At 72.3% G+C, this 4770-nt stretch carries 5 protein-coding genes; all 5 read left to right on the forward strand.

Annotation, left to right across the window (positions count from 1 at the left end):
- The coding region (gene sucB / locus ABTZ89_RS35815; RefSeq protein WP_351053363.1) for a 2-oxoglutarate dehydrogenase, E2 component, dihydrolipoamide succinyltransferase at nucleotides 1-1289 on the forward strand (1289 nt) is incomplete at its 5' end.
- Between the two features lie 101 nt (nucleotides 1290-1390).
- Complete coding sequence (locus tag ABTZ89_RS35820; protein ID WP_270949482.1) at nucleotides 1391-2275, forward strand: TIGR01777 family oxidoreductase; 885 nt, start codon at nucleotides 1391-1393, stop codon at nucleotides 2273-2275.
- Between the two features lie 69 nt (nucleotides 2276-2344).
- Entirely contained in the window at nucleotides 2345-3091 is a 747-nt protein-coding gene (lipB, locus tag ABTZ89_RS35825; protein ID WP_270949483.1) for a lipoyl(octanoyl) transferase LipB, read from the forward strand.
- Nucleotides 3092-3150: 59 nt separating this feature from the next.
- On the forward strand, nucleotides 3151-4251 hold the full coding sequence (locus tag ABTZ89_RS35830; RefSeq protein WP_351053365.1) for a serine hydrolase: 1101 nt from the start codon (nucleotides 3151-3153) through the stop codon (nucleotides 4249-4251).
- 14 nt (nucleotides 4252-4265) lie between these two features.
- The gene (locus tag ABTZ89_RS35835; protein ID WP_270949485.1) at nucleotides 4266-4733 is read left to right on the forward strand and encodes an ArsR/SmtB family transcription factor; all 468 of its coding nucleotides are present in this window, start codon (nucleotides 4266-4268) and stop codon (nucleotides 4731-4733) included.
- Nucleotides 4734-4770: the final 37 nt, after the last annotated feature.

Here is a 4770-nt window from a genome sequence, read left to right on the forward strand (position 1 = left end):
GGCTCAAGCAGGTCGGCGAGACCGTCGAGGTCGACGAGCCGCTGCTCGAGGTCTCCACCGACAAGGTCGACACCGAGATCCCGTCCCCGGTGGCCGGCACCCTGCTGGAGATCACCGCGAACGAGGACGACACCATCGAGGTCGGCGCCAAGCTCGCCGTCATCGGCTCCGCCGCCGCGGCTCCCGCCGCTGCCCCGGCTCCGCCGGCCCCCGAGCCCCAGGCCGCCGCTCCCACGGCTCCGGCCCCCGCTCCGGCCGCCCCGCCCGCGCCTCCGGCGCCCGCTCCGGCTCCGGCCCCCGCTGCTCCGGCCCCGGCCGCTCCGGCTCCCGCCGAGGCTGCGCCGTCCGGCGCCGCGCCGTACGTGACGCCGCTGGTGCGCAAGCTGGCCAACGAGCACGGCATCGACCTGTCCGCGATCAAGGGCAGCGGTGTCGGCGGACGGATCCGCAAGCAGGACGTCCAGGCCGCCATCGATGCCAAGAAGTCCGCCCCGGCCCACGCCGCCGCCCCGGCCGCTGCTGCGCCGAGCGCTTCGCTGGTGGAGCCGTCGGAGGAGGCCCAGGCGCTGCGCGGCACCACGCAGAAGATGTCGCGCCTGCGGCAGCTGCTGGCCCGCCGCATGGTGGAGTCGCTGCAGACCGCTGCGCAGCTGACCACGGTGATCGAGGTCGACGTGACCCGCATCGCCCGGCTGCGCGACCGCGCCAAGGCCAACTTCGAGGCGGCCGAGGGCGTCAAGCTGTCGTTCCTGCCGTTCTTCGCGAAGGCGGCGGCCGAGGCGCTGAAGCTGCACCCGAAGCTGAACGCCTCGATCAACGACGACACCAAGGAAGTCACCTACCACGGCGCCGAGCACCTCTCGGTCGCAGTGGACACCGAGCGCGGCCTGGTCTCGCCGGTGATCCACGACGCCGGTGACCTCAACCTCGGTGGGCTGGCCCGCAAGATCGCCGACCTGGCGGCGCGGACCCGCAACAACAAGATCAAGCCCGACGAGCTGTCCGGCGGCACCTTCACCATCACCAACACCGGCAGCCGCGGTGCGCTGTTCGACACGCCGATCCTGAACCCGCCGCAGGTGGGCATGCTCGGCACCGGCTCGGTCGTCAAGCGCCCGGTCGTGGTCGCCGACGAGAACGGCGGCGACACCATCGCGATCCGCTCGATGGTCTACCTGGCGCTGTCCTACGACCACCGCCTGGTGGACGGTGCGGACGCCGCCCGCTTCCTGACCACGCTGAAGCAGCGTCTGGAAGAGGGCGCCTTCGAGGCCGACCTCGGCCTCTGAGCCACGCAAGGCGAACGGCCGCTCACCTCTTGGTGGGCGGCCGTTCGCCGTTCTGCCCGAACCGCTCGCTTCGGGCTTGGGAGTGCGGGACGATTCGCGGTATGCGGGTGGTTGTTGCCGGTTCGTCCGGCCTGATCGGCACTTCCCTGGTCGCCGGGTTGCGGGCAGCTGATCACGAGGTCGTCCGGTTGGTGCGGCGCCTGCCGACCGCCCCGGACGAGCGGGGCTGGGACCCCGAGACCGGGAAGCTGGACGCCGATGCGCTGGACGGCGCGGACGCGGTGGTGAACCTGTGCGGCGCGGGCGTCGGCGACAAGCGGTGGACGCCGGAGCGCAAGCGGCTGCTGGTCCGCTCCCGCCTCCGCCCGACCGCGGTGCTCGCCGAGGCGGTGGCCGAGGCCGGGGTTCCGGTGCTGGCCAACGGCTCGGCGGTGGGCTACTACGGCGACGCGGGCCCGAAGCCGGTGACCGAGGCGGCCCCGCCGGGCGACGACTTCCTCGCCGAGATGTGCAAGCGCTGGGAGGCGGCGACCGAGCCTGCCGCGAACGCCGGGGTCCGGGTGGTGCTGCTGCGCACCGGCCTGGTGCTCTCCCCGTCCGGCGGGCTGCTCGGACCGCTGCGGTCGGTGTTCTCGCTGATGCTCGGGGGCCGGTTGGGCGACGGCACGCAGTACATGCCGTGGATCTCGCTGGACGACGAGGTGGCCGCGATCAAGTTCGTGCTGGAGAACCCCGCCATCTCCGGTCCGGTCAACCTCACCGGGCCGGCACCGGTGACCAACGCGGAGTTCACCAAGGCGTTCGCCGAAGCCCTCGGCCGCCCCGCGCCGTGGGTCGTGCCGTCCTTCGCGTTGCGCATCGTGCTCGGCGAGTTCGCGGGCGAGGCGCTGAAGGGGCAGCGCGCCGTGCCGACCGTGCTGGAGTCGCACGGTTTCAGCTTCCAGCACCCGTCGATCAACGCGGCGCTGGCCGCTGTTGTCGGGTAGCACCGGGCGGTTTCGGCGCACCGACACCTTCGGGTGACGCCCGGTTCCGGCAGGCGTAGCCTGGCGCGCGTGAGTCGTGCGAATTCTTCGTGCCGCGCCTCTTCGGACCCCGTTGAAGTGCGCCACCTGGGAACCATCGATTACCTCGAAGCCTGGGACGTGCAGCGCGAGCTGGCGAGCGGCCGGGACGAGGGGCGCAACCCGGACACCCTGCTGCTGCTGGAGCACCCGTCGGTCTACACCGCGGGCAAGCGGACCTCGCCGGAGGACCGCCCCACCGACGGCACCCCGGTGATCGACGTCGACCGCGGCGGCAAGATCACCTGGCACGGTCCGGGGCAGATCGTCGGCTACCCGATCCTGAAGCTGACCGACCCGATCGACGTCGTCGACTACGTGCGGCGGATCGAGCAGGGCCTGATCTGGGTGTGCGACCAGTTCGGCCTGCAGGCGGGCCGGGTCGAGGGCCGCAGCGGTGTCTGGCTGCCCGCCGGGGACGGCCGACCGGAGCGCAAGATCGCGGCCATCGGCATCCGGGTGCAGCGCGGCATCACGATGCACGGCCTGGAGCTGAACTGCAACGCCGATCTGAGCTCGTTCGACCGGATCGTGCCATGCGGGATCAGCGACGCCGGCACCACCTCGCTGTCCGCCGAGCTCGGCCGGGACGTGCCGACCTCCGAGGCGTTCGACCTGGTCCAGCAGGGTGTGCTGGACGCGCTGGACGGCCGCCTGCCGATCACCGAGCGGGACATCCCGCGCCCGGAGGCCGCCGCGGCCGGCGTGACGCTCTCGCTGGATCCGAGCCTGCGCTGACCGACTGAAACTCCACTCCTCTAGTATTCCGGAATTACGGACTACTAGAGGAGTGGACCATGCTGCTGTCCCGCCGTCGCTTGCTCGCCGCCACCGCAGCGGCGACACCGCTGCTGTTCGTCGCGCCCAGCGCACTGGCCGAACCCGCGCCCGACCTGGCGACCCCGGAAGGCTGGCTGACCTGGATCAGCGCGCACCGCGACCAGCTCGGCCTGGTCCTCGACGACGGCCGCGGAAACCGGCTGCTGCACCGCCCGCACGCCGCGCAACCGCTCGCCTCGGCGATCAAGGTCGTCCACCTCGCCGCCTACGCCACGGCCGTCACCGAAGGCCGCCTGGATCCCGCGGAGCAGATCCGCGTCGGCGACTGGGAGAGCTTCTACCTGCCGACCGACGGCCTCGCGCACGCGAACGCCCTCAAGCACCTGAACATCCCTACCGACTCGACGGGCTTGTACGCGGCGGACCCCGAACACCGGGTGGCGCTCGACGACCTGGTCTCGGCGATGATCACCTTCAGCGACTCCGCGGCCCCGGACTTCATCCGCTCCCGCCTCGGCGAGGCCGCGCTGCACGAGGCGGCGGCAGCGGGCGGCTGGCCGCGACCCGACATCCGCTCGATGTGCGCGGAGTACCTGTTCCTGCTGCCGGAGTTCGCCCCGCCCGCCCAGCTGCCCGTCCCGGCCCGCCGAGCCTGGGGCTACCAGCTGGAGCGCCGCTTCAGCACCGACCCCGACCTGCGGAAGCGCGTGCTGGACGAACTCATGCAGGACGGCCTTCCCCCGTACCAGCAGCAGACCACCTGGGCCGACCGGACGATGTCGGCGACGGCAGCGCAACTCGCCTCGCTGCACCGCGCCATCGCCGGCTCCTCGAGCGAAGCCGCGGCGGTAGCGCGCACTCACCTCGAAGCACCGCTCAGCGCTCACCTGCCGCCGGGAGTCGTCGGGATCGGCATGAAGGGCGGCAGCCTGCCCGGCGTCCTGACCTGCGGGCTCACCGTCCGCCGCGCGGACGGAACCATCGCGTCCGGCGCGCTGCTCGCGCACGGCGACATCTCGCCGGACCAGGTCGGCAGCGGCGATCCCGGCCTGCCGCTGCTGCTGGCGATGCAGCAGCCGGAATGGCGGGACCGGCTTGCGCGAGCGATGGAGGGCTGAGGGAAGCTCATCCGGTGGCGGAGGACTTGCAGCAGCGGCTCGAGGCGCTCGAACAGCGCGTCGCAGCCCTGGAAGGCGCGCAGCGCACCGAACCCGTCGAGCCCAGCGGTTCGATCGTGCAGTACCAGGGCAGCCTGGTCGAACCGGTCGAGCTGGAGTGGCGCATCAACGCCGATCCGGCCTGGGTCCTCGACATGGCCGACGGCCCGCGCACCGAGGTGCTCGCCGCTCTCGGCCACCCGGCCCGCGCCGCGATCGTGCGGCTGCTCGCGCAGTCAGGCGCCCAGCACACCGCTGCCCTGCAAGAAGCGGCAGGCCTGAGCTCGACCGGCCAGCTCTACCACCACCTCAAGAGCCTGACCGGCTGCGGCCTGGTCGAGCAGGACAAGCGGGGCACCTACCGCCTCCGCCCCCAGGCGACGATCCCCGCCCTGATCCTGCTCACCGCTGCCTCCGACATCGCAGGCCAGCTCCGCACCTGATGGAACGGAGCGAACGGACCGTTCACCTCGAAACGCC

Source organism: Saccharopolyspora sp. NPDC002686, from assembly GCF_040295745.1.
In the GTDB taxonomy this organism is placed as follows: Bacteria; Actinomycetota; Actinomycetes; order Mycobacteriales; family Pseudonocardiaceae; genus Saccharopolyspora; species Saccharopolyspora oryzae.